General features: G+C 31.0%; 21 protein-coding genes. 19 read left to right on the plus strand and 2 right to left on the minus strand.

Features of this window, described 5'->3' with window-relative positions; translation table 11 throughout:
- Positions 1–646 precede the first annotated feature (646 nt).
- The 18 genes from BUB34_RS07760 (at position 647) to BUB34_RS07845 (ending at position 23,456) form a co-directional block, all read left to right on the plus strand.
- Entirely contained in the window at positions 647–2,653 is a 2,007-nt protein-coding gene (locus BUB34_RS07760) for an N-acetylmuramoyl-L-alanine amidase (RefSeq protein WP_073126189.1), read from the plus strand.
- Positions 2,654–2,838: 185 nt separating this feature from the next.
- Positions 2,839–3,528 (plus strand): sugar transferase, encoded by a 690-nt coding sequence (locus BUB34_RS07765; protein ID WP_084120290.1) that lies wholly within the window; start codon positions 2,839–2,841, stop codon positions 3,526–3,528.
- A gap of 97 nt (positions 3,529–3,625) precedes the next feature.
- Entirely contained in the window at positions 3,626–4,675 is a 1,050-nt protein-coding gene (locus BUB34_RS07770) for a cell wall-binding repeat-containing protein (protein ID WP_073126191.1), read from the plus strand.
- A 103-nt stretch (positions 4,676–4,778) separates the two neighbouring features.
- Positions 4,779–6,329 carry a murein biosynthesis integral membrane protein MurJ gene (gene murJ, locus BUB34_RS07775; protein ID WP_073126193.1) on the plus strand — a complete coding sequence of 517 codons (1,551 nt, stop codon included), beginning with the start codon at positions 4,779–4,781 and terminating at the stop codon, positions 6,327–6,329.
- Between the two features lie 55 nt (positions 6,330–6,384).
- Positions 6,385–8,103, plus strand: coding sequence for a phospho-sugar mutase (locus tag BUB34_RS07780; protein ID WP_073126195.1), 1,719 nt, complete (start codon positions 6,385–6,387; stop codon positions 8,101–8,103).
- 16 nt (positions 8,104–8,119) lie between these two features.
- Positions 8,120–9,193: a mannose-1-phosphate guanylyltransferase/mannose-6-phosphate isomerase gene (locus BUB34_RS07785; RefSeq protein ID WP_073126197.1), complete on the plus strand. Its 1,074-nt coding sequence runs from the start codon at positions 8,120–8,122 to the stop codon at positions 9,191–9,193.
- Between the two features lie 12 nt (positions 9,194–9,205).
- Entirely contained in the window at positions 9,206–9,937 is a 732-nt protein-coding gene (locus tag BUB34_RS07790; protein WP_073126198.1) for a glycosyltransferase, read from the plus strand.
- Position 9,938: 1 nt separating this feature from the next.
- A complete protein-coding gene (locus BUB34_RS07795) occupies positions 9,939–11,093 on the plus strand; it encodes a hypothetical protein (protein WP_073126200.1) in 1,155 nt (384 codons plus the stop codon).
- A complete protein-coding gene (locus tag BUB34_RS07800; protein WP_073126202.1) occupies positions 11,093–11,932 on the plus strand; it encodes a glycosyltransferase family 2 protein in 840 nt (279 codons plus the stop codon). Before BUB34_RS07795 ends, BUB34_RS07800 begins: the two co-directional genes overlap by 1 nt.
- 14 nt (positions 11,933–11,946) lie before the next feature.
- Positions 11,947–13,125: a CDP-glycerol glycerophosphotransferase family protein gene (locus BUB34_RS07805; protein WP_073126203.1), complete on the plus strand. Its 1,179-nt coding sequence runs from the start codon at positions 11,947–11,949 to the stop codon at positions 13,123–13,125.
- Between the two features lie 24 nt (positions 13,126–13,149).
- The gene (locus tag BUB34_RS07810; protein ID WP_073126205.1) at positions 13,150–13,899 is read left to right on the plus strand and encodes a glycosyltransferase family 2 protein; all 750 of its coding nucleotides are present in this window, start codon (positions 13,150–13,152) and stop codon (positions 13,897–13,899) included.
- A 16-nt stretch (positions 13,900–13,915) separates the two neighbouring features.
- Positions 13,916–14,818 (plus strand): glycosyltransferase family A protein, encoded by a 903-nt coding sequence (locus tag BUB34_RS07815; RefSeq protein WP_073126206.1) that lies wholly within the window; start codon positions 13,916–13,918, stop codon positions 14,816–14,818.
- Between the two features lie 50 nt (positions 14,819–14,868).
- On the plus strand, positions 14,869–15,621 hold the full coding sequence (locus BUB34_RS07820) for a glycosyltransferase family 2 protein (protein WP_073126208.1): 753 nt from the start codon (positions 14,869–14,871) through the stop codon (positions 15,619–15,621).
- A gap of 26 nt (positions 15,622–15,647) precedes the next feature.
- Entirely contained in the window at positions 15,648–16,943 is a 1,296-nt protein-coding gene (locus BUB34_RS07825; protein WP_073126210.1) for a UDP-glucose dehydrogenase family protein, read from the plus strand.
- A 40-nt stretch (positions 16,944–16,983) separates the two neighbouring features.
- The gene (locus BUB34_RS07830; RefSeq protein WP_073126212.1) at positions 16,984–18,075 is read left to right on the plus strand and encodes a glycosyltransferase family 4 protein; all 1,092 of its coding nucleotides are present in this window, start codon (positions 16,984–16,986) and stop codon (positions 18,073–18,075) included.
- A gap of 275 nt (positions 18,076–18,350) precedes the next feature.
- Positions 18,351–20,246, plus strand: a complete 1,896-nt coding sequence (locus BUB34_RS07835; protein ID WP_143153355.1) for a polysaccharide biosynthesis protein — start codon at positions 18,351–18,353, stop codon at positions 20,244–20,246.
- 237 nt (positions 20,247–20,483) lie between these two features.
- Entirely contained in the window at positions 20,484–21,191 is a 708-nt protein-coding gene (locus BUB34_RS07840; protein ID WP_073126214.1) for a C40 family peptidase, read from the plus strand.
- A gap of 165 nt (positions 21,192–21,356) precedes the next feature.
- The gene (locus tag BUB34_RS07845) at positions 21,357–23,456 is read left to right on the plus strand and encodes a family 10 glycosylhydrolase (protein WP_073126216.1); all 2,100 of its coding nucleotides are present in this window, start codon (positions 21,357–21,359) and stop codon (positions 23,454–23,456) included.
- 51 nt (positions 23,457–23,507) lie between these two features.
- Here the strand turns inward: BUB34_RS07845 and BUB34_RS07850 are convergent, their stop codons facing one another.
- Together BUB34_RS07850 and BUB34_RS07855 are read right to left on the minus strand one after the other, a co-directional pair.
- Positions 23,508–24,473 carry an LCP family protein gene (locus BUB34_RS07850; RefSeq protein ID WP_073126218.1) on the minus strand — a complete coding sequence of 322 codons (966 nt, stop codon included), beginning with the start codon at positions 24,471–24,473 and terminating at the stop codon, positions 23,508–23,510.
- A gap of 173 nt (positions 24,474–24,646) precedes the next feature.
- Positions 24,647–25,603 (minus strand): LCP family protein, encoded by a 957-nt coding sequence (locus BUB34_RS07855; RefSeq protein WP_073126220.1) that lies wholly within the window; start codon positions 25,601–25,603, stop codon positions 24,647–24,649.
- 289 nt (positions 25,604–25,892) lie between these two features.
- On the opposite strand from BUB34_RS07855, the gene BUB34_RS07860 reads away from it, so the two are divergent.
- Complete coding sequence (locus BUB34_RS07860) at positions 25,893–26,576, plus strand: RsiV family protein (RefSeq protein ID WP_073126222.1); 684 nt, start codon at positions 25,893–25,895, stop codon at positions 26,574–26,576.
- Position 26,577 lies beyond the last annotated feature (1 nt).

Raw genomic sequence — 26,577 nt, forward strand, 5'->3', positions numbered from 1 at the left:
GGGCTAATTTATATTCGGATTGATGTGGAGGAGGCGGCGGAGGGTGAGATAAGAAAATAGACAGAACCAACACAGCAGCTTGGCTGCCTGTGTTGAAATGTTTTTTACTTCTCGCCCCCCGGGCTAATTTATATTCGGATTGATGTGGAGGAGGCGGCGGAGGGTGAGATAAGAAAATAGACTGAACCGACATTGCAGCTTGACTGCCTGGAGGGAAGGCTATTTCTTATCTCACCCGGAGCCCCCCCACACCCACTCACTCCAAAATAAAAAGCCCCTAGATTACTCTAGGGGCTTTTTGTGTGAGAAATACGGAAAAAAGAGATGTTCGAAATTTCTTTCTTCCTATAAAGTATTATACTATACCTTTTAAAAAAAGTCGAGAAATTATAATTTTATACCCCACAAAAATTTACAGATTTGTAACCGTTATAAAAACAGTCTAGACAAAAAATAATAAACTCCTATCCCGTATATTTTATTTCAAATTTCCATTAAAACTATATCTAAAAATGTCGTATATTAAAAGAAGAAAACCTTTGTAAAAGAATATTTACCCATATATGTTGTAAACGTAAAATTATGTCATTTTTGTAACCATTATGATATAATTAAATTAGTTTTTAGATATAATAGGAGGAGAATGATGAATAAGAGAAAAAGATTACTTACAAGTGGAATAGCGACTATAGCAATACTAGCCCCAAATATGGCTTTTGCTAATGAAAATATAGTGAAAACTGACTCAAGTATTAATATAAATTTAGAAAAGAAAAGTGTAGTACTGGGGAGCAAATCTAAAGTAAGCGTAAAATTCAAAGAAAAACAAGACGCAGACAGTATTACATTAAACTACATGTGCTACGACATGCCCTTAAGTACAACAATAAACTACAATTCACAGACAGATTCATATGAGGGAGAAATATTTTTCAATAAAGACCCTGAAAACCTTAACGTATGGGAATTGCAAAGCATAGACCTAAACAAAAGCGACAAAAAAGAAGTATTAGACAAAGAAAAACTAAAAAGTTTAGGACTAAACCTAAGTGATTATGACGTAACACAAGAATATATAATAGATAGTACAGTATCTAACATGGCTGTAACTCAATATATCAGAAAAACAGCTGCCCCTACTAAAACACTTTCTGGTGCTACTAGATTTGAAACAGCTATAGGTATAAGTAAAGAAGGATGGCCAAATGGTTCTAACAAGGTAATCATAGTAAATGCAGAAACAGTGATAGATGGTGTTATAGCAACTCCTCTAGCCACAACTTATGATGCACCTATACTTATAACCAATAGTTCAAGTATGCCAGATAGCATAAAATCAGAACTAAAAAGATTAAACCCTAGAGACGTAATAATAGTAGGAGACCAAAAATCTGTTTCTAAAAACGTTGAAAATCAAATAAAATCTACAACAAATTCTAATATTCTTCGTTTAAATGGAGAAAATAGACACGACACATCTTTACTTATAGCAAAAGAAATAGACAAGTACCATGACGTAAATAAAGTTTATATGGCAAACGCATTCGCAGGGGAAGTAGATGCCCTTACTATTGCTGCAAAGGCAGGACAAGACAAACAACCTATAATACTAACAGACAAAAATTCTATACCAAGTGGTATATATAGCTGGTTAAAATCAGAGAACCTAGATACTGCTTATTTTATAGGTGGAGAGGATTCTATAGCTGTAGATATAATACATAAAATGGCTGATATAACACCAAAACATGTAAATGATCCTGAAAACAGTATATATAAAAACAGAATATCTGGAAAAGATAGACATGAGACAAATGCCAAGGTGATAGAAAGATTCTACCCAGATAGCTCCTTAGATGCTATGCTAGTGGCAGAGTCGAATGTTTTAGTAGATGCTATAACAGCAGGACCTTTGGGGGCGAGTTTGAATTCTCCTATACTTATAACTCCTACAACTTATGTATCAGCTTACCACGAAACAAACCTTAAAAACAAGTCAGCAGGAGTAGTTTATAAGGTGAGTGGAAAACTAAGAAGTACTGTAATGAATTCTATAGCTAGTAGTTTATCAAAACATACAGCTGGAAATAAAACAGTAGTTTTAGATGCAGGTCATGGTGGTGCAGATCCAGGTGCAGGAAGTAATTTAAACGGTGGAGCAAGAGAAAAGGACTATACTTTAGATACAACTTTAGCTGCTACAGAGTATTTAAGATCTCAAGGGGTAAATGTAGTACTTACTAGAGATACTGATAAGACTCTAACTTTAGGACAAAGATCAGCTATATCTAATGCTATAAATACTAATTTATTTGCAAGTGTTCACTACAATGCTTCAAACGGATCAGGTAATGGAGTAGAGGTATATTATAACCACAGAGATGCAAGTGGCGGACCTAGCAAAACTGCAGCTAAAAATGTTTTAAATAGAATTTTGGAAAAATTTAGCTTTAAAGATAGAGGTATAAAAACAAGACTTAATAGTAGTGGAACTGACTACTTATATGTACTTAGAAACACTAATGCACCAGCAATACTTATCGAGTGTGCATTTATAGATAATGCCTATGATATGGGACTGCTTAATAGTTCGACAAAAGTAAAAACTATAGGAACTCAAATAGGTAAGGGTATAGAAGATTCTATAAAATAGTAAAAAATAATAGTCATCTCTTTTTATTTTGTAATTCAAAAAATAGGAAGAGATGATAATTTATGTAAGGGTTAAAATTATTTACAATAGTGTATATTGTATTGATAATATCTAGATTATTGAGTATAATATAGAAATAAGTCGGAATTTATAGTTTAAAATTTTATTCCAATATGGAGGTAATTATGTCTGGATATACAAATGAAAGTTGTGAAGTTCCAAAGGCTAATGGCTATCCAGCAATAAACTGTGATGAAATAGTGTGTGATATTGATTATAAATTAGTAAAAGGCAATACCTTTTTTGACATTTATCAAAGGGTATTAGATATTATTTTGTCGTTGGTAGGCTTGGTAGTTGGATTACCTTTAATAGCGATATTTGGAATTCTTATTAAAATTGAAGATAAAGGACCAATAACTTACAAACAAGAAAGACTAGGAAAAGGCGGAAAGAGGTTTTATATATATAAGTTAAGATCTATGAGAACGGACGCAGAAAAATTTGGAGCTCAGTGGGCAGAAAAAGAAGATCCTAGAATAACCAAAGTTGGTAAATTTATTCGAAAGACTAGAATTGATGAGATTCCACAATTATTCAACATATTAAAGGGTGATATGAGTCTAATAGGACCTAGACCAGAGAGACCAGAATTTACTTTTCAGTTTAATACAGAAATACCTGGTTTTATAAATAGACTATCAATCAAACCCGGTCTTACGGGTTGGGCGCAGGTAAACGGCGGATATGAAATTACTCCTGAAGAAAAACTTAAAGAAGATATGTACTATATAAAAAATAGGAGTATATTACTTGACTTTAAGATACTCTTTAGGACTGTTAAGGTTATATTAACAGGAGATGGAGCTAGATAATTTTAAAATATTAGATTATTCACACAAAAAAGCTCTTATTAAGAGCTTTTTTATGTTTTAGAGAATACTAAAAAAATGGAAAAGGATATGAGAGTATATGATAAAGAAGATTGCAACTGTATTGTCGTTAATTTTGACAATTTCTATTTCTAGTAGCTCGGTTATATATGCAGAAGTAGCGAACAAAGAATTATTAGAGGGAAGTATGGCAGAAATATCTAGAGATCTAAATAAAAGAGTTTTTAAAAGTTCGAAAGAGGCAATTCTTATAAATGAAAAGTCTATAGTGGATAGTATAAGTGCAACTCCTTTAGCTTATGCAAAAGATGCACCTATTTTAGTAACTAAAAGCGAGAGAATAGGAAGAGTTACTAGAAACTACATAAAGGAATTGGGAGTTGAAAAAATCACTATAGTAGGTGGTCTAGATGCTGTATCTAAGGATATAGAGCGTAGTCTAGAAAAGATGGATATAAAGGTAAATAGAATTAGGGGTAAAGATAGATATGATACTTCGCTAAAAATTGCCAGGGAAATATATAGAACTACAGGATTTGATAAGGCGTTTTTAATGAGTTCAAATGCAGGTCTTGAAAATGCTGTATCTATTTATTCTTATGCTGCCAGAAATTCTATGCCTATAATATGGGCACAAGATGAGAATTTTAGCTATCAATTGGATTTTTTAAAAAGAAAAAAATTAGACAAGGTTTATACAATAGGAGACTCGGAAAAATTTATTTCAGATGTAGAAAATACTCTTGATAACTACGAAAGAATAAAAGAAATAAACAAGTCTGATACTAATATAGATTTGATTAATAAATTTTATGATAGAGATGAAACAAAAAAAATATATACGGCTAATGTTGAGTTTGGCAAGAGATCAGATTCTAATGAATATATTTCGCTAGGAGTGGTTTCAGCAAAAGAAGATATTCCGATAATGGTATGCAACGACAAGCTGACATATCGACAAGAAAAGTTTATAAAAAATAATAATATAGACGATATTACTGAGGTTGGGTTTGAAATAGGAGAGTACAGTTTTGTAAATGCCCTCCTTACAAAAACATTTATATCGTCGTTGATGCTAATAATTTTATTGGTTATTATTACTTTTAGAGCGTTTAGGTATCAAGTATAATATTGGATTAAAGAGTGATTAATACTATTAAGTGGATATATTTTCAAAAATCTATTAATGAGGTATGTCTGACGATATAGCTTAAAAGATAAGGAGAATTAAGATGTCAAAAACAGCTAAAGCGGCGCTTTGGATTATGGTGGCAACCATGCTTTCAAAAGTTTTAGGATTTTTTAGAGAGATGGTCCTTGCAAATTTCTATGGAACAGGAAATATTGCAGATATATTTGTAGTAACTCTAAACATACCGGGGCTTATTATAGCAGTTATAGGTTCTGCAATTGCCACGACATATATACCTATGTATTTTAATACTAAGGAAAAATATGGCGAAGAACAAGCGTTAAAATTTACTAATAATGTGTTAAATATATGTTATATAATGGCGATAGTAATTGCTGTATTAGGACTTTTATTTACAAGAGAGTTTGTGACAGTATTTGCCGGAGGATTTAAGGGAGAAAAGTTTGAAATAGCAGTTAAGTTTACCAAGATAATGATAAGTGGAGTTTTATTTTTAAGTGGAAGTAAGCTGTTTAGTTCTTATTTACAGGTAAATGATAACTTTGTGGTTCCGGGACTTATAGGGCTTCCTTATAATATCATCATAATAGCTTCTATTATAATAAGTGCAAACACAAATTTGTATGTACTTCCTGCAGGTGCTTTACTTGCTATGTCTACTCAACTACTTTTTCAACTGCCTTTTGCATTTAAAAAATCCTATAGATACAAACCTTATGTAAATATAAAGGATGAGTCTATAAAAGAATTGGCAGTTTTGGTTTTACCTATGCTTATGGGTGTTGCAATAGGTCAGTTAAATGTGTTTGTAGATAGATTATTAGGAACTCATTTGCCAAGTGGACAACTAGCAGCTCTAAACTATGCAAACAGGTTAAATGAGTTTGTTATGGCGCTATTTGTAACATCTATAATAACAGTTATTTATCCTAAGCTATCTAAAATGTCAAATCAAGACAATAACTCAGGTTATATAAGTACAATAGTTAAATCGTCAAATTGTATAATTTTGGTGGTTCTTCCTATTGCAATAGGAGCTATAGTTTTAGCTGAACCAATAGTTAGGATATTATTTCAAAGAGGAAAATTTGATGCAAATTCTACACAGCTTACATCAATTGCACTTAGACTTTATTCAGTGGGGCTTCTTGCTTGTGGTATCAGGGATGTGCTTTATAGAGCTTTTTATTCAAAGTCAGACACAAAAACTCCTATGATAAATGGAAGTATTGCTTTAGCTATAAACATAGTTTTAAACCTTTTACTAATAAAACCATTAGGCCATGCGGGACTAGCTATATCTACTAGTATTTCATCAATCATAACAGTTGTTTTATTATTTATATCTCTAAAGAGAAAAACAGGATACTTTGGAGGGGATAAAATAATAAAAACAGGTATAAAAAGTATGATTGCCTCAGCGATTATGGGTGTTGTGACTCTATTTGTATACAACAACCTACATTTAATACTTGGTGCCGGAATGATAAAAGAGCTAATATCCTTATCTGGATCAGTTTTATCTGGAGTTGTAGTCTACTCATTATTAGTAATAATAATGAAAGTAGAAGAAGTAGGATTGGCATTTGATATACTAAAAAAGGTGAAAAATAAACTTATTCCTAGATAATGAGACAACAAACTAGGTTATTAAAATAAATTATGACTTTAGAAAGGGTGAGAATATGGGATACAAAGAGACATATAACATGTGGTTAGATTCTCCTTATTTTGATAAAGATACAAAAGAAGAGTTAATTAAAATAAAAAATAACGAAAAAGAAATAGAAGAGAGATTTTACAAAGACTTGGAGTTTGGTACAGGAGGTCTTAGAGGTGTAATAGGAGCGGGAACTAATAGAATAAACATCTACACTGTAAGACGTGCTACTTTAGGAGTTTTAAATTATATATCTAAGACTATGGGTGAAGAAGGCAAGAAAAAAGGTGTGGTTATAGCACATGACAGTAGACACATGTCTAGAGAGTTTTGTATGGAAGTTGCGAAAACTTTAGCGGCTTATAATGTAAAAGCATATATTTTTGATGATCTAAGACCTACACCAGAGCTTTCGTTTGCAGTGAGATACTTAGGCTGTGCGATGGGAATAGTAATCACTGCTAGTCACAACCCAAAGGAATACAATGGGTACAAGGTGTATGGAAGCGATGGAGGACAGGTTTGTTTAGATGAAGCAAATGCTATAATAAGTGAAGTAAACAAGATTGAAGACTATAGCCAAATAAAGACTCTAGATTTTAATGAAGGTATAAATAAAAATCTAATACAGGTTTTGGATGGGCAAATAGATATTGATTTTATAGAAGCTGTTAACAAGCAAATTTTAAGACAAGATGTTATAGATAGATATGGAAAAGACCTAAAAATAATATTTACTCCTATACATGGTACAGGAAATATACCTGTAAGAGAGGCGCTAAAGAAAGCTGGTTTTGAAAATGTATCTGTAGTCAAAGAGCAAGAATTACCAGATAGCAATTTTTCAACTGTAGAATATCCAAATCCTGAGGAAAAATCTGTGTTCAATATAGCTATAGAAATGGCAAAATCAAATGGGGCAGATTTGATAATAGGGACAGACCCAGACTGTGATAGAGTTGGGATAGTTGTCAAAAATTTAGAGGGTGAATATGTAGTTTTAAATGGAAATCAAGTTGGATCTTTGCTTGTTAGATATGTGATAGAGAGCTTGGTAAGTACTGATAGACTTCCAAAAAATCCTACTATAATAAAAACTATAGTAACTTCAGAACTTGGGGCAAAAATTGCAAATCACTATGGAGTTGATTGTTTAAACACTTTAACTGGATTTAAGTTTATAGGTGAGAAGATAACTGGGTTTGAAGAAGCAGCAAAAAAAGGCGAGGATAGTAAAAGCTTTATAATGGGATATGAGGAAAGTTATGGATACTTAATAGGTACTCATGCCAGAGACAAGGACGCTGTGGTTTCATCTCTTATGATATGTGAGATGGCTGCATACTATTCTTCCTTAAATATGAGCTTATATGAAGGTCTTATAGACACATATGAAAGGTTTGGGTACTACAAAGAAGATTTAAAATCTCTTACTTTAAAGGGAATAGATGGTGTAGAAAAAATAAAAGAGATGATGCATTATTTTAGAAATACTAAGATAGAAAATATAGCTGATATAGAAGTAGAAAAAGTTCTAGATTATAAGGGTGAGGTAGACGGTCTACCTAAGGCTGATGTACTTAAGTTTTTACTTAAAGATGGTTCTTGGATAGCAGTTAGACCATCAGGTACAGAACCTAAGATAAAATTCTATTTTGGTTCTAACTCAGACAGTGAAAAAAGTGTAAGAAAAAAAATAGATAAGCTTATGGCTTCTACAATGGAGATAGTCGATTCTATATAGCTAAGGAGAGAAAAATATGAAAGTATACAATGTCATAATGGCTGGAGGAGGAGGAACTCGTTTCTGGCCTTTGAGTAGACAGGAAGTTCCTAAGCAACTTATAAATTTAAGTGGAAATGATGCACTTATAAATGAAACTATAAATAGAATAAATTCACTTTCATCTAAAGAAAATTTATTTATAGTTACCAACAAAAAACAAGGAGAAGCACTAAAAAACATAGTAAAAGATAAGTGTATTCATGAAAATATACTTATGGAGCCTTGTGCTAGAAATACAGCAGCTGCTATAGGTTTTGCTGCTATAAATATAATGAAAAAATACGGTGATGGGATAATGTGTGTTTATCCAGCTGACCATTATATAAAAGACGAAGAAGGGTTTACTAAGGTTTTAAAAAAAGCTATAAAAATAGCTGAACAAAACGATAAGTTAATTACAATAGGAATAACTCCTACATTTCCATCTACAGGATATGGATACATAAACTTTTCTAGAGAAAACCAAGTATCAGAAGGTGCTTATGAGGTGCTTGAGTTTGTGGAAAAGCCTAACTTTGACAAGGCCAAGGAGTATGTAGATTCCAAGAAATATGTATGGAACAGTGGGATGTTTGTGTGGAAGGCCTCAAAAATATTAGAAGACTTCAAGAGATACCTACCTAAGGTATATGAAAAACTAGAGGAAATAAATGATTGTATAGGTACAGACTGCCAGCAAGAGGTAATAGATAGTGTATACCCTCTTATTCCTTCTATATCTATAGATTACGGTGTTATGGAGAGAAGCAATGATGTTGTGGTAGTTCCGGGAGATTTTGGATGGAATGATGTTGGTTCTTGGGATTCTCTGGGTGCTATATATCCAACAGACAACGAGGGCAACATAAAAAGAGGAGAAAATATAACTATAGACACTGACAACTCTATTATTTATTCAGATGATAAGTTGATAAGTACTATTGGAGTAAGCGATTTAATAGTTGTATCCACAAATGATGCTGTAATGGTTTGTAGAAAAGACAAAGCTCAAGATGTAAAAAAAATAGTTGAAATATTAAAGGAAAAAAATAGACAAGAATATATGTAGGGAGGTGCTCTTTTGATACCTAAAAAAATACATTATGTATGGATCGGCGGACCTAAGGGAAACTTAGAAAATATTTGTATCAATTCATGGAGAGAAAAACTACCTGGCTATGAAATAATAGAATGGAACGAAAAAAATTTTGACATAGAAAAAGAAATAAAAGGAAAAAAGTTTTTAGAAGAATGTTATAATAAAAAAATGTGGGCATTTATATCTGATTACATAAGAATAAAGGTTCTTTATGAGCATGGAGGTGTTTATATGGACACTGATATGCAAATAATAAGAGATATAACACCTCTTCTTGATAACGAAGTGTTTTTTGGTTATGAAGATGAAAAATATATGAGTGCAGGAATTATAGGAAGTGTAAAAGGACATGAATTCTTCAAAAAGATGATGGACTTTTACAAAGAAGATATACTAAGTGCTGATTTTTTCACTATTCCTAAGGTAATGACTCATATAGTTGAAAATAATTATTCTAAAATAGACAAAAACAACTATGAAGGTGGTATACACATATATGATAAACAGTATTTCTACCCATTTAGCTATAAGGAAGACTTTTATTTGAATTGTATAAAAGAAGATACTTATGGTATACATTGGTGGGGAAAAAGCTGGGCCAAAAAAAGAAGTTATTTCTTGGAAAGTAAACACCTAAGCGGAATAAGCAAGGCTTGGAAATGTTTTAAAATATTTGTAAGTAATACCCTACTAACCTTAAAGGGGAGAGGATAAGATGAACAGTTTAAGAAGTGATGATAAGGGTTCTATAATAAGTAAAATTTTATATACAATAACTTTGCTAGCTATAATAGCTAGAAGATATGCTATTTTCATAATAAGGGACGGAATTGTACCTTCGACTTTTATGTCTGCATTATTCTATGGCTCTTTTGTGCTATTACTATTACAGTTTGCAATTCAAAAGAGTCACAATAAAACAGAAATAATAATATTTTTAGCTACAATGATGTTGTATCTTTTGACAAGAGAGGGATCAATACTGATGATAGTATTGCTTGCAATAGCTATCAAAAATATTGAGGATGATTATGTAGTCAAGAGTTATATTATTTTAAATTTAATATTTATAGTTGGAAGTATTATAATTGGAAATTTAATGCCGCATATTGCTCCTATTCCTGAGGCTCACTACAGAATAGTTGAAGGTGAACTTGTTTCAAGAGAGGCTTTTGGTTTTGCAAATCCTAACTCTCCTTTCTGGTTTACATTAGCAATTTATGCTGGATATATTTTCTTGAGATTTGATGATTATAATAAGTACGATAGGATACTCCTTATATTTACTACTATTTTTATTTATTATTTTACAAAAAGTAGAACAGGAGCTATAGCTATCTTTGGAGCTCTTGTATTTGTAGAGTTGTTGAAGAAAATCGACTTAAAAGACAATATACTTTTGACCAAGGGTTTAAAATTAATACCATTTATATTTTTAGTGAGTTCATTGTTGGTAGGAACTGTATTTGCAAAAGTTTCTTCACTTAATTCTTTAATGGCATCTAGACCTAGACACTGGAATGCATACTTAGTTAAAAATGGGAATTTACTTACTTTGTTCGGAAATAAATATAGTAGTGAAATAAAGGCAGCTCACCCATTAGATAGTTCGTATGTTTATATGTATGCATTTTTGGGATTAGTTTCTTTAATATTCTTTATGTATTTATTATACAAAGGATTAGATTTATTTATTATAAATGATCAAAAGAAATATATAGCTATAGTAATGATGTTTTTGATATATGCATTAGCAGAAAATATTCTATTAGAAGTGGGATACAACTTTACGATTGTACTTCTTATAAAGCATATAATTATAAACAACAAAGATAATTTTACTATTTTTAATAGCAGGAGGGCAGGCTAATGTTAATATCATTAATAATGCCTACTCTAAATAGGTACGATGATATATATCTACTTATGAAAAGCTTAGAAAACCAGACTTATAAAAACTTCGAGCTTATTGTAGTAGATCAAAATCAAAATGACAAAGTAAAAGATATAGTAGATAAGTACTCAGATAAACTAGATATAAAATATATAAAAAGTCCTAAATTAGGGTTAAGCTACAATAGAAATTTAGGAATAGACATGGCAAAAGGTCAGATAATCGGATTTCCAGATGATGACTGTGAATATGAAAATGATACTTTAGAAAAGGTAGTAAATTTTTTTGAAAAAAGCATAGAATACAAAATATATAGTTGCAAGACTATGGACAAAAATAAAGTAGATGCATTTAAAAAAATGCACGATGGAATATGTGATATAGTAAGCACAAATGTTTTAGATACTATTACATCTATCACGTTTTTCGTTAATTTTGGAAGTGATAAGTACACAAAATTTGATGAAAAACTAGGGGTAGGTGGCGAATATGGTTCAGGGGAGGAGATAGATTATGTACTAAATCTATTGACTCTAGGATTTAGAGGACGATATTTTGGAGATGATTTGATTTACCACCCTGCCAAAAAACATTCAAAATCAAAAGAAAAATACGAAAGAGATTACAACTATGGACGAGGCTTTGGAGCTTTATGCAAAAAACAGATAGTCTATAGAAAAGACTATAAATTTTTAAAGGTAATGATTTCTAAACTGGTTAGAAATATAGGTGGACTTATCTTGAGTTCAAATAAAGATTACCATAGCGCTACTATAAAGGGGAGAGTTAATGGTTTTAGACAATATAAGCTATAGTGAGGATGGGATTTATGGATAAGATTAAATTTTTAATAAATATGGTTGTCGCATTTTTTATGTATCCATTTAGCAAAGGTAGGTTTGATCGTAGAAATATCTGGCTTATTGGTGGACATTCAGGGGACATATATAATGATAACTCAAAGTTTTTTTATGAATATATGTTAAAGGAGCACAAAGAGGTTGAGATATACTGGGTCATAAACAAGGATAGCAAGGTGTTTGACAAGGTCCCAGGCAAAAAATTGATAAGAGGAAGTAGAGAAAACTACTTATACTACTATAATTCAAAAGCTATAATATTCTCACATTCACCATCAGCTGATATAGCCCCTTATAACTTTGCAATACCTATATTAAATTGTTTCCATAAAAAGCCTGTGAAGGTTTATTTAAATCATGGGACTATAAGTTTCAAGAAAAGAAAGCCTATGAATGGTAGATTTAAAAAACTTATAGACGATTTACTAAAAAGCTATGACATATCTACAGCAAGTTCGGAGTTTGAAAAAGATGTTATGGTAAATGATTGGTCCATGAGTGAAGATTCAGTATGTATAGTGGGAAATGCTAGATATGATAATTTGCCAACTGATGAAAAATCAGAAACTAGGGATATACTATACACTCCTACTTGGAGAGACTGGATAAAGTTTAATTCAGGGAAATTTACAGATACAGATTACTTTAAAAATATAATGGACTTCCTAAATGATGAAAAATTAAATAATGTATTAGAAGATAAAAATATAAATATTAAGTTCTATATGCATCACCTTATGCATGAGTTTATAGACGATATAAAGGAAAATATAACGGGTAAAAGAATTATATTTTTGGACAAAGGAGTAACACTAGCCAGTGAAATAAGAAAATCAGCTGCAAATATAACTGACTATTCAAGTGTTGCGATTGACTTTTTATATATGAATAGACCAATACTTTTCTATCAATTTGATGTAGAGGAGTACATAAAAAAAGTAGATTCATATATAGACTTAAAAAGTGAAATGTTTGGGTCTTTAGCTTATAATAGTAATGAAGCTGTAAATAAACTTATTGATATTATCGAAAATGATTTTTGTGTTTTAGATGACCAAAAAAATGAAAGAAGTAAGTTTTTCAGATATAATGACAATAAGAATTGTGAAAGAATATATGACTGTATATTAAGTAAAATTAATAAATAATTTATAAATGATGAGGAAGGTAATATGAAGAAAAATTTAGTATCTATAATTACTCCCATGTATAATTCTGAAAAATTTATTGAAGCCACTATAAAATCTGTGATAGAACAAACTTATCAAGATTGGGAAATGATAATAATTGATGATTGTTCTACAGATAAAAGTGCTAATATAGTTAAAGCTTATGTAGAAAAAGATGATAGAATAAAATACATAAGAAACAAGTCTAACTTAGGTGTTTCAAGTGCGAGGAACTTAGCCCTAGAAAATGCCAGTGGTCAATTTTTAGCTTTTTTAGATAGTGATGATATTTGGACTAAAGAAAAGTTAGAAACTCAAATAAATTTTATGAATAAAAATAACTACGCGATTACGTTTACTTCTTATGAGTTGATGGATGAAAATAACAAACCCCTAAATAAGGTTATACCTGTCCCAAAGAATGTAGATTATAAGAAGTTATTAAAAGGTAATGTATTAGGATGCCTAACTGTAGTAATAGATCAGACAAAAATAAACTTTGATATAAGGATGAGTGGTGTAAGGCACGAAGATTATGTTTTATGGTTGTCTATTTTAAAGAAGGGGCATACTGCACATGGGATAAATGAAGTATTAGCATTGTATAGAAAGTCTAGTAATTCTCTTAGTGGTAACAAAATCAAGGCAGCTAAGTGGACTTGGAATATATATAGAAATGTAGAAAAGATACCTTTACATAAGGCTATATATTATTTCATAAATTATGGAATTAACGGGATAAAAAAGAGCTAAGAGGGGAGTAGTAAAAATGCATAAATATAAATTTACTGTATTTACTGCGACATATAATAGAGAACATCTATTAGAAAATGTATATAATGGTTTAAAAAAACAGACTTTCAATGATTTTGAATGGTTGATTGTAGACGATGGAAGTACGGACAATACTAAAAAATTAGTAGATAGGTTTGTATCTGAAAATAAAATGGATATAAACTATATATATAAGGAAAATGGTGGCAAACATACTGCTATAAATATAGGTGTAGAAAACTCCAATGGAGAGTTATTTTTTATAGTGGATAGTGATGATGGTGTTTTAGAAAATTCTCTTGAGATAGTAAATAATGAGTGGGATTTACAAAAAGATAAAAAGGGACTTAGCGGAGTAGTAGGCCTTTGTGTCTTAAAGGATGGGCAGATTGTAGGAGATAATATGCCTGATGACAAGAAAATATATAATTTCACAGATTTATACTTCAAGTTTAATATAGATGGAGATAAGAGCCTAGTTTTTGCAACGGATGTACTTAAAAAGTATAGATTTCCGGAAGTAGAGGGTGTGAAGTTTTTGCCAGAAAGTGTTGTTTGGCATGAAATATCAAAAAAATACGATATGGTATGCGTAAATAAGCCTTTGAGGGTAGTTGAGTATTTAGATGACGGATTAACTAAAAATATACTTAGTAAAAATGCCCTAAAGGGTAGGGCTTGGGAGTTTTTATATTTAATAAATCAAAAAACTTACCCAATAAATAGATACCCTTATATGTGGATAAAGAATTATATAAATTTAGCTAGGTATTCATTGTTATCTGGAACTAGTCGTTTTAGAGATATAGATAGATTGTTTGATAGGTATATGTATGTGATGCTTTTTCCTTTAGGATATTACAAATATGCAAAACAAAGAAAGTTAATAGATAAATAAACTTATTAGTATAGTAGGCTAGCTAGTTGCTATATAAGGAGAGTAAAAATATGAATAAACCTTTAGTATCGATAATAACCCCTGTATATAACTCAGCGGAGTTTTTATCAGAGACAATAGAGTCGATCCAAAATCAGACATATAAAAATTGGCAGCTTTTATTGGTGGATGATTGTTCTAAGGACAACTCAGCCGATATTATAAGAAAGTTTCAAAAAGATGATGGAAGGATAAAGTATATAAAACTTGCAAAAAATTCAGGGGCTGCTGTATCTAGAAACGAAGGCATAAAAAATGCTGAGGGCAGATTTATTGCTTTTGTAGATAGTGATGATTTGTGGGATAGAGTAAAGTTAGAAACACAAGTAGAGTATATGTTAAAAAACAACATAGGTTTTACTTTTACATCGTATAGATATATGAGAGAAGATGGAACAAAAACTAATAAGGTAGCAAGGGCTCCTGAAAAAATAGATTACGAAGGTTTACTCAAAAATACTATAATAGGATGTTCTACTGTTGTTATAGATAGGGAGATTGTAGGGAATTTTGAGATGCCTTTGGTTAGAAGGGGACAAGATACTGCTACTTGGTTACAAATCTTAAAAAAGGAAAAGTATGCATATGGAATTTATGAGGATCTAGTAAATTATAGACTAGTAGGAAATTCTATATCTAGCAATAAAATAAAGGCATTAAAGAGAACTTGGAATACTTATAGAAATGTAGAACATTTAAGTTTACCTAAAAGCATGTATGTATTTTGTTTTTATGTTTTTAATGCTATAAAGAAAAGAATATAAGTTTTACACATTCGGAGGTAAACAGGATGAAAATAGCTATAGCTGGAACTGGATATGTTGGATTAGTTACAGGAGTATGTTTAGCTGAAGTGGGGCATGAAAATGTAGTATGTGTAGATATTGATGACAAAAAAATCGAGCGTATGAAATTGGGAGAATGTCCTATTTATGAAGATGGATTAGAAGAATTAATGATAAAAAATTATAAGTTAGGGAGAATTGATTATACTTCTGACTATAAAAAAGCATATGAAGATGTAGATGTTATACTTATAGCTGTAGGAACACCGGAGAGAAGCGATGGATCTGCAAATTTAGATTATATAAAAGAAGTTTCAAAACAAATAGCTCAAACAGTTACTAAGGATACATTAGTAGTAATAAAATCAACGGTTCCTATTGGAACTAATGAAGAAATAGAAGCATACATAAACAAAAACCTAAAAAATGATGTGAGAGTAGAGTTGGCTTCAAATCCAGAGTTTTTATCACAAGGTAGTGCTGTAAACGATACTTTAAATGCATCTAGAATAGTGATAGGTGTTGAGAGTGATTGGGCAAGAGAGTTATTAGAGGAAATTTATAGACCGTTTAATCAACCTATAATAGTGACAAATAGAAATAGTGCAGAGATGATAAAGTATGCATCAAATGATTTCCTAGCCCTAAAAATATCCTTTATGAATGATATAGCAAACCTTTGTGAGATAGTAGGGGCTAATGTTGAGGATGTTGCTTTAGGAATGAGTTATGATGATAGAATAGGGAGTAAATTTTTAAAAGCGGGTATAGGCTATGGAGGTTCATGTTTTCCAAAAGACACTAAGGCGCTTCACTGGCTATCTTCTCACAATGGATATGAATTAAAGACAGTAAAGGCAGCCATAGAGGTAAATGAAAACCAAAAGCTTAGACTAATAAGAAAGGCTTCAAAGTTAGTGGAAAATTTTAAAGGAATGAAGGTCGCCGTTTTGGGACTTACTTTCAAACCAGATACAGATGATATAAGGGAGGCTCCATCTATTCCAAATATACAGTATTTGATAGAGAGAGAAGCCAATGTAACTGTATATGACCCAGTAGGAACTCAAAATACTAAAAAAATATTCGGGGACTCTATTTTCTATGCAAACTCTATAGATGAAGCTATAATGGATGCTGAAATATGCTTTGTAATGACAGAGTGGAAGGAAATAGTAAACTATGATATAAGCAAATATAAGAAAAATATGAAGAGACCTTTAGTATTTGATGGAAGAAATTGTTACAAAATAGATGATATGAAAAAGTTGGGAATTGAATATTATTCTATAGGTAGATAAATATTTTTAATAGATATAGATGTTTAGGAAGGTAGATATTATGAAAACTATTGTATACTTAGCAGATGGTTCAAATCCACATACTAAAAAGTGGTGTGACTTTTTTAAAAACAGAGGATATGAAATTCATGTTATATCTCTTAATGGCGGAGAAATAGATGGAGTAAAAGTCTATGATTTTAGTTCCAATGTCGAAAAGCTAAAAAATGAAAATATATTTAAAAAAGTTGGATATATGCGTTCTATCAAAGAAATAAAAACACTTGTACACCAAATAAAACCGGATATACTACATGCACAGTATGCAAGTAGTTATGGTCTGATAGGAAGTTTACTTGGGTATCACCCATACGTAATATCTGTATGGGGAACTGATATATATGATTTTCCTAACAATGGATTTATACAAAAAAATATTATAAAGCATAACTTTAGAAAAGCAGATTATATATTTTCAAATAGTAGGGATATGGCAAAGGAAGCAAATAAATATACGGACAAACATGTAGATGTAACTTTCTTTGGAGTAGATATGGATAGGTTTAGACCTATTGAGGTTGAGAAGGAAGATGCTTTTGTTATTGGTATCATAAAAAGTTTAGAAAAAAAATATGGGATAGAGTATCTTTTAAGAGCTTTTAAGATGATAAAAGATGAGTACAAGGACGGATATAACGGAAAAAATATAGTACTAAAAATAGGAGGATCTGGTAGTCAGATGGATAACTTAAAATCCTTAACTAAAGAATTAGAGTTAAGTGATGTAGAGTTTTTAGGTAGAGTATCTCCAGAAAATGTAGCTAAGACATTCAACTCTTTTGATGTTACAGTATTCCCATCACTTAGAGAAGGGTTTGGAGTGGCTGCTATAGAATCAGAGGCATGTGAAGTCCCTGTTATAGTTACAAATGTGGGTGGACATCCAGAATCACTATCAGATGGTGAAACAGGTATCATAGTAGAACCAAAAGAGCCAGAGCAAATAAAAAAAGCAATAGTTAAGTTGATGGAAGATGAAAAGTTAAGACTTAAAATGGGTAAAAACGGCCGTAAGTTTGTAAGAAAACACTACGAGGTAAACTCAAACTTTAGCGACATAGAAAAAATATATGATTCAATAATAAGTAAATAATAAGAGGTTCTATCAATGGCTATCGAGCTAAAATACATATCGATAGCCATTTTTATAAAATGAGAAAATACAATCAGACATAAAAACAATAAAACTAACTCTGAATACATCTAGTTAATCAATCCAAAATTAGGTTAATTTGAGATTAATAAAAATCCTATCAGTGTCAAGAAAAGGTACTAGTTTTTAGGTTAATTTTGGTTTGTATATTAATTAAAATTTATATATACTATTAATTAGCTACTATTTGATTGTTTTATATAGAGGAGGGCATTATGTACGAAAAGTCAGTAGATTCAAGAGAAGACACTCCTAGAGTAAATATGCTAGATAGATATAGAGTCCGACAGGTCATACTATGGTTTTTGGATGTTTGTAGTATATTAGTAGCTTTTCAGTTGTCTTTAAAATTGATGTTGGGAGAACAAGTAGGGGTTAAGGTTTGGATAATTCCTGCTTTTATTTACATTGTTATAAATACAGTTAGTTTTATTTTATTTAAATGTTACAGTACACTGTGGAGATATGCTGGAGAAGAAGAGATAATTTATGTATTTCTTGCATGTTTATTAGGTATAGTACCTGTGTATTTAGTATACAAACTAGTTGGGATAGAGTACCCTTATTTATTTTATATACTAAATGGAATTTTTGTAGTGTCGCTTACTATAGGAATTAGGATTTTTTATAGAGCAATAAGACTTATTACTGAGAATACTTATTCTAAAGAGGATATTTCTAGAGTTCTTATAATCGGTGGGGGTATTGCTGGAGGAATGGTAATACAGGAACTAAAAAGAAATCCTAATTTAAGGAAATCTGCTGTAGCAATTATAGATGATGATAAAAATAAACTAGGAAGAAGGATACACAATGTTAAAATTGTAGGAACAACTTCTGATATAGATGATATAGTTCAGATATATCAGATAGATGAGATAATATTTTCTATTGCTAATATAAGTAAAATGGACAAAAAAGAAATTTTGGATTCGTGCAAGAATACTAATTGCAAAATAAAGACTATACCAGGAATCTATGAAATTATAGATGGCAAGGTAGATATAAAGAAGATTAGAGACGTAGAGATAGAGGATTTACTTGGAAGAGAGCCTGTAAGGGTGGATCTAAAGGAAATAAGCAATTATATAACAAATAGAGTTGTACTTATAACTGGTGGTGGGGGTTCTATAGGATCTGAACTTTGTAGACAAATAGCCAATTTTAAGCCAAAACAACTTATTATATTGGATAATTATGAGAACAATGCTTATTCTATAGAACAAGAACTTATCAGAAAATACAGGGACAAGCTAAACCTAAAAACAATAATAGCCTCAATAAGAGAAGAAAAACGTATGGATAGTATATTTGATAAATACAGACCGGATGTTGTATTTCATGCTGCTGCACACAAGCATGTACCTCTTATGGAGAGCAGTCCTGGTGAAGCTATAAAAAACAATATATTTGGAACATTAAATGTAGCTAAATTAGCTTCTAAATACAAATCTAAGAGGTTTGTACTTATTTCTACTGATAAGGCAGTCAATCCAACAAATATAATGGGAGCGACAAAAAGAGCGGCTGAGATGATTATTCAGACTATGGACGAGTCAAGCAGTACTGAATTTGTAGCGGTTAGATTTGGAAACGTCCTAGGGAGTAATGGAAGCGTGATTCCTTTATTTAAAAGACAGATAGAGGAGGGAGGTCCAGTAACTGTTACTCATCCTGATATTATCAGGTACTTTATGACTATACCAGAGGCTGTAGGGCTTGTTATTCAAGCAGGAGCTATGGCAAAGGGTGGAGAGATATTTGTGCTTGATATGGGAGAACCGGTTAGGATACTGGATTTAGCGAAAAATTTAATCAAATTTAGTGGATTTGAAGTTGGTGTAGATATTCAAATAGAATTTTCAGGTCTTAGACCTGGCGAAAAATTATATGAGGAGCTTTTACTTTCAGAAGAAGGATTGTTAGATACAGAACACGAAAAGATATTTATAGGTAGACCTATAGATGTTAATAGGGAAAAAATAACGGAATGTCTAAATTTGTTAAAAGAAGTTATAGATAATGAAGATATAGACAAGATACAAGTTATTATGAGAAAATTAGTTAAAACTTATATAAATCCTGAAGAGGCAAACAAAAAACACAGATAAACATGAGATATTAGCGAATATATTAAAGAAAATAATTTAATAATACTAAAATAATTACAAAATAATTACAAAAATATTACAAAATTGTAATAAAAATGTTTGCATAGTTACCAACTTGTGTTAAAATAAGAATGTAGATTAAAAAAGTTATAAAATTTGTAACAAAATGACTAATGAGAATAAGACTTGAACTTTATATATAACTTTAAATTTTTTAGAGAGGTTGGTACTTAGTTTATGATGTCTAGTAGGAAGAGAAGAAATACAATAGTGAAAACAATTGCGATAACATTAATAGCTGGAACAATTTCTTTTGCGGGGGATATAACAGTTTCTAATGCAGATGGGGTATGTACAGGAATAGTTAAGCAGTGTGATTTTTTAAATATGAGAAGTGGGGCAAGTGTTTCAAATTCAGTAGTAGGAAAAGTAAATACAGGTGATTCTGTACAAATTATAGAGAAAAGTTCAAATGGATGGTATAAAATAAAAACTGATGGTGATGTTACAGGATGGGTAAATGGAAGATATATAACAGAATCTGGTTCTGTTGAAACTAATACTCAAAATTCAAGTGAGAAGGTACAGTCACTTTTAAACTTAGCATACAAACAGTCAGGCAAACCATATAAGTGGGGAGCAAATGGACCAAGTGCATTTGACTGTTCAGGATTTACATCTTATGTATACAAAAATTCAGTAGGGGTAAACTTACCAAGAGTATCTAGAAGCCAAGCTAATGTAGGTAAGAGAATTTCTAAAAACGACTTAAAACCAGGAGACTTAGTATTCTTTGGTTCAGGTTCAATAAGCCATGTTGGTATATATGTAGGAGATTCTAAGTTTATACATTCTCCACAAACTGGTGATGTAGTTAAGGTTAGCAGAATGGATACTGGAAGTTACTCAAGAAGATTTATATCAGCAGCTCGTGTACTAGACTAATTATTAAATTAAATATTAAACTAAATTGTTGATTTGAAGTTAAGGTTATTCTAAAATGATATTTTGGAATGACCTTTTTTAATTGCATAGTAATTAATTGACATATAATGTGAAATTTATATATACTTATTAGTGTAGAAATATGTAAAATAATTGGGGGATAAGATGAAAAAAATAAGTTTGTTGTTTTTATCAGTAATATTAACATTTACAATGTTTAGAGCAGATTCATTTGCTAATTCTAAGGAGATGAGGGGGGCCTGGATATCTACAGTTTACAATATAGACTGGCCTTCAACTAAAAATAATGAGTCGGCTCAAAAAAGAGAGTATATAGACATGCTTGATAAATTAAAAAGTACGGGCATAAATACTGTTGTGGTTCAGGTAAGACCAAAGTCAGATACGTTTTATAGATCAACTATAAATCCTTGGTCAGAATACCTTACAGGGACTAAAGGAAAAGATCCTGGATATGACCCATTGCCATTTTTAATAGACGAGGCACACAAAAGAGGTATGGAATTTCATGCTTGGTTCAACCCTTATAGAGCGACTACAGCTAATGAATCATTAGAAAGTTTGCCAGCGAATCATCCAGCTAGGAAAAATCAATCATGGGTTGTAAAACATGGAACTTCTTATTATTATAATCCAGGGTTGCCAGAGGTTAGAAAATATATAGTCGATACTGTGATGGAGGTAGTTAGAAACTATAACATAGATGGAGTACACTTTGATGATTATTTTTATCCAGGAGTTAGCTTTGCCGATGATGCTGCTTATGCAAGCTATGGCCAAGGCAAAAACAAGGATGATTGGAGAAGAGAAAATGTAAATTCTCTACTTAGAGATGTAAAATCATCTATAAAGTCTATAAAGCCAAATGTTGTGTTTGGCGTAAGTCCATCAGGTATATGGAGAAACAAATCTAGTGACCCAACAGGATCTGATACAAGAGGTAATGAGAGTTATGTGGGAACGTATGCAGACACTAGGGCTTGGATTAGACAAGGTTTGGTAGACTATGTTGTGCCACAAATTTATTGGCCTATAGGATTAGATGTTGCGGACTACTCTAAATTAGTCAGTTGGTGGGCAAATGAGGTAAAAGGAACAAACGTTAATTTATACATAGGACAAGGTATATACAAGCAGGGCGAAGATAAATATTATGGTCAAAATATAGCTAAAGAGATTATTAGTCAAATAACTCTAAACAGAAATTACAGCGAAATAAAGGGCAGCATGTATTTTTCAGCTAAAAATATAACTAACAATACTCAAGTCCAAAATGATTTAAAGACTCTTTATATAAATAATGTTCCAGATGAAACTGTTAGTAATATAGATGTTCAAAAGTTAAAGGGTGCTAATAGATATGATACTGCAGCAGAGATAAGTAAAAAAGGTTGGAACGGTGGTGCAAGTACAGTTGTGCTTGTAAATGGATATTCTATTGTTGATGGGATAACATCTACACCACTTGCAACGGTAAATGACGCACCAGTACTGTTGGTTGAAAAAAATAGTATACCAACTTCTACTAAAAATGAAATTGCTAGACTAAACCCAGACAACGTTATATTAATAGGGGGAGAAAACTCTATAAGTACTTCTGTAAAAAATAGTATAAATACTCTACTACCAGGTGTTTCTATAGATAGATTAGGTGGTGAAGATAGATATAAAACTTCTCTTTTAATAGCTAATAAGATAAGTGAAAAAACAGCTATAAATAAAGTGTATATTACTAGCGGAATAGGGGAGGCAGATGCCCTTTCTATAGCTTCTAAGGCAGGAGAAGATAAGCAACCTATACTTTTATCTGGAAAAGACAATTTGAGCTTAGATATACATAATTGGATAGAAAACAAAAATATAAGTGATGCTTATTTTATTGGAGGAAATTCTAGTTTATCAGACAATGTAATATCAAAGGTAAATATGATAACTTCTAATGATGTATCTAGAAATAGAGTAGCAGGATTAGATAGACAAGAAACAAATGCTAGAGTAATTGAGAAGTTCTATACAAATAATAACTATCAATCTATATTTGTAAGCAAGAGCAACCCTCTTGTAGATGCACTTACAGCTGGACCGTTGGCGGCTAAACTAAAGTCTCCTATAGTCATGATTGGAAATAGCGTTAGCCCAACTCAAAAAACTGTATTAGATGCTAAATCATCAAATCTAGTATACCAAGTAGGAGAGGGATTAAGTTCTATAGCATTTAATAATATTCTAAATTTATTAAAATAATAAAAAGAAAAAGGTTCATTGTACAATCTAGTACAGTGAACCTTTTATTTGTTATTTTGTATATTCTATATCTTCGAATATAAAGTCATGTAGAATTTGTAATGAATCTGGGTCAAATCTAAGAACCCATCCTGCTTTTCCGTATAGTCCACCAGTACTGTGAACTCCATCGTCTATAGGGAATTCAAATTGTTTTAAATCTAAGTTGCCTATTTTTAACACTCTAAGACCTAGTGCAAAAATTGAGTTAGGCTTCATGTTAGTTTTAACATATGGAAGTATAGTATTCATTAGTTTTGGATACTGAGTTGGTGGTAGTTCTTTAACACCTTTGATTAACCCTTGAATAACGTCTCTTTGTCTTCTATCTCTTTCCATAGCAGAGTCATTTTTTCTAATACGAGAGAATGCTAATGCTTGGTAGCCGTTTAGAGTTTGCTCTCCAGAAGTTTCAATAAGCTGCATGTCACCTTTGTCAGGGTTTTCATCCCATTTATAAGTTTCTGGAATGAATTTGTTTAATTCTCTAATTTCATCTGCTGCAACATTGACACTAACTCCACCTAATAAGTCGATTATATGCATAAAAGATAAGAAATCTACTGTAGCATAGTTTTGAATATCTATTTCAAAGTTGTTTTCAATAGTTTCTATTAATAAGTTTGATTTTCCATAAACGTAGGCATGAGTAAGTTTTTGTTTGCCATGTCCTGGAATATCAACATAAGTATCACGCGCTAATGAAGTAAGTTTGATACTGTTATTTTTACTATCTACAGTTAGAATCATCATAGAGTCTGACCTTGAATTACCTTCGCCAGGTCTGGCATCAGTTCCCAATAGTAATATATTAGTTATTCCATTTTGGTTTTTGAAGTCTTTGCTGTTTAAAATAGTATTATCTATACTAGGGTCGTGAATTGCTGATAACTTAGTATAAAAATACCCATAGACTCCAACTGGAAATGCTATAACTAAAACCAGTAAAAATATAACGAATTTTTTTAATCTCGACAAGGATATCCCTTCTTTCTTGTGTAAAATAAAATACACTTAATTATATTAAAATATTATACTATATTCAATACTACAATAAGTTACAAAAATATAAAAAATGTGAATTTATTTGCAAAATCCACATTTTTTATAATGCATAGAAAATTTTTTATATTTAAATATGTTTTTAATATCTACTTAACCGGCTGTATATCCTCGAATATAAAGTCGTGAAGTACATTAACTTCGTAATCATCAAAAGGAATTACATATCCTGCGTTTCCAATTTTCCTACCAGTGTCTGTGTTTGTAGGGAATTCTAGTGATTTTAAATCAAGATTTCCTATACCAAGAACTTCAGTGCCTAGACCAATTATCTCGTTTGGAGTCATATTAGTTTTGACATAAGGCAAAATACTATTTACTACACCAGGATATTTGGTAACTGGTAAATCTTTGGCACCTGTAATCAAACTTTGAATTACTTCTCTTTGTCTACGATCTCTCTCCATAGCGGAGTCATTTTTTCTGATACGAGAGAACGACAAGGCTTGATAACCGTTTAGTGTCTGCTCTCCTGGTGCTTTTATATACTGCATACTTCCTTTAGATGGATTTTTGTGCCAGGCATAAGTTTCTGGAATAAATTTATTTAATTCCCTTATCTCGCCACTGCGAACATTTACTGTAACTCCACCTAAGGCATCGACTATATCCATAAATGAAAAGAAGTCAACTGCTACATAATGTTGTATATCAAGTTGGAAGTTGTGTTCTATAGTTTCTATTAATAGATTAGCTTGGCCATAAACATAGGCATGAGTAAGTTTTTGTTTGCCATGCCCAGGAATATCAACATATGTATCTCTAGCTAATGAAGTAAGTTTAAGACTTTTGTTTTTGTTATCGATCGTTAAAATCATCATAGCATCTGATCTTGAAACTTCTTCTTTATTTCTACCATCTGTTCCCAGTAATAAAACATTTGTTATATTTTTTTCGCTCTTGTAGTCAGTGTTGTTTAGCAAATCAGTATTTATGGAAGAGTCATGTACAAACCCTAATTTATGATAAACATATCCATAAGCACCGATAGGAAGAGCTATAACCAGGAAGGTTAAAAATGCTACAAGCCTTTTTAATGCCGACAAGAATATCCCCTCTTTCTTATTTTAAGAATAACGTTTTTTTATAATGCATATTAAATTATATGCATTTCAAAAAATATCCATTTAAAGTTTTAGATAGAAATTTTTTTATAATAGCATACAATTAATTATATTAAAGTATGTAGATATATTCAATACTATATTCGACTAGAATATTCAAAAAAATACCTTGAATTTTAATTTTCAACAAATATGGTTTTTTAATAAATATATATCAAATTTGTAAACATTTACATATTAAATATTATAGACACAAATATGGGGGGATAATATGTTTACTTTCAAAAAGAAAATCAAGAATGTTTGGTGTAAGTACCAAGTTTGTAGCTTTGAATATCCTGTGATTATAACAGATAGAGATAATGAAAATAATTTAATAGATGATATAAACAATACTATATATGAAGACATAACATCCTTTGGAGATTTTTTTAATATTCAATTAGAAGATCAAGAAGTAAAAAAAAATACATTAATTAATGCATCTACAGAATACAGGGTAGGGTTTAGCAATAATAGTATTGTGAGTATAGCTATAGAATTTTCACAGTTTATTGGACTAAATTATATAAGCTATATTAATACCTATAATTATGATATAGACCTGTGCAGGGAAATAGTTATAGAAGATATTTTTGATGCTAAAAAAGACTATTTGGTGTGTATATCAAAAGAAATATTAAATAGTATAGAAAAAGACACATATATATATGAAGAAGAATTAGAATCTAGTGAATTAGAAATGCTGGATAGGATAAAGGACTTAATAACAGATAATTTTGAGAGTAAAGAAAACTATAGGAATTTTTATATAGAGGAAGATGGTATAGTTATTTGTTTTTCTAGTTACGAAATAATAAGAGACAATCCAATTTTATTGGAGTTTAAAATATTTTTTGAGGATTTTTATGATTATTTAAGTGAATATACTAGATCCAAATTATTAGGAGAGTAGG

The organism is Asaccharospora irregularis DSM 2635, from assembly GCF_900129815.1.
GTDB lineage: Bacteria > Bacillota > Clostridia > Peptostreptococcales > Peptostreptococcaceae > Asaccharospora > Asaccharospora irregularis.